Origin of the sequence: Komarekiella delphini-convector SJRDD-AB1, assembly GCF_014831675.1 — a bacterium.
Classification (GTDB): domain Bacteria; phylum Cyanobacteriota; class Cyanobacteriia; order Cyanobacteriales; family Nostocaceae; genus Komarekiella.
Genome location: NZ_VJXY01000187.1, coordinates 1 through 1,107, shown reverse-complemented (window position 1 = coordinate 1,107; position 1,107 = coordinate 1). Strand labels below are relative to the sequence as shown.

2 protein-coding genes are annotated in these 1,107 nt (G+C 46.5%); one reads left to right on the top strand and one right to left on the bottom strand.

All coding sequences use genetic code 11. The features are described 5' to 3' along the window. A partial coding sequence (locus FNW02_RS40405; protein WP_191762651.1) for a MerR family DNA-binding transcriptional regulator occupies positions 1 to 115 on the bottom strand: 115 nt, incomplete at its 3' end. 80 nt (positions 116 to 195) lie between these two features. Here FNW02_RS40405 and FNW02_RS38240 point away from each other — a divergent pair. Further along, on the top strand, positions 196 to 1,047 hold the full coding sequence (locus tag FNW02_RS38240) for an SDR family oxidoreductase (RefSeq protein ID WP_191762650.1): 852 nt from the start codon (positions 196 to 198) through the stop codon (positions 1,045 to 1,047). Positions 1,048 to 1,107 lie beyond the last annotated feature (60 nt).

Genomic DNA, 1,107 nt, shown 5'->3' with positions numbered 1-1,107 from the left:
TGTAGTTATTACTTCTACGGCGGATTAAGGCAGAGTCAATCAGTCCCTTCTTTTCATAGAAGCGAATGCAATCAACAGATAGACCTGATTTCTTTGCCAGTTCGCCAATCAGCATCGGTATTGCTTGACCCTAGAGTATAGTCCATAGTTTACAGTGATGCTGAACAGTTCGACAAGTTAGACAAAGAGGGCGGCATGAAAGCAGTTTTGGTGACTGGAGTCTCTTCTGGAATTGGATATGGGACGGCAAAAGAATTTGCTCGTTGTGGCTATCAGGTGTTTGGCAGCGTGCGAAAAGCAGAAGATGCAGAGCGGCTAACGAAGGAAATCAGATCTAACTTTACGCCGCTCGTATTTGATGTCACGGACTCTCAGGCTCTACACCGTGCGGCTCAACAGGTGGCATCAATGCTAGAGGGTCGAGGATTAGCTGGATTGATCAACAATGCTGGAATTGCTACTAGCGGCCCACTCGCCTATCAGCCGCTCGATGAAATTCGTTGGCAGTTTGAGGTGAATGTCATCGCTCCAATTGCAGTAACACAAGCATTTTTACCCTTACTGAAAGTGAGACAATCCCCCACGTCAAAACCTGGTCGGATCATCAACATTAGCTCTGTTGGGGGAAAAATCGCTGCCCCTTTTATTGGAGCCTATGCTGGAAGTAAACACGCGATTGAAGGTATCTCCCATAGCCTGCGCCGAGAGTTGCAACTGCATGGGATCGATGTCATCGTTATCGGCCCTGGTGCGGTAAACACGCCCATTTGGGATAAAGAATCGGCGCAAAAAACGAGCCGCTATGCTGCAACCGAGTATGGCAAACCCTTCCAGGCATTCCAGCGATATTTTGTCAGTATTGGTAAAGCAGGATATTCTCCTGAAGCGGTTGGGCGGTTCATCACAAAGGTGTTTGAGACGCAGAATCCGAAAACACGCTATGCGATTGTTCCCAATCCCCTCCCTAATTGGTTCCTGCCTTTACTACTTCCCAACCACTGGCTAGACAAGTTGATTGGCAGAAATTTTGGTTTGTTGCCTAAATAACAACCAGTTAAAATCCTATCCAAGCAATCTTCAAGTCAGCAATTAATTTCATCATTATTA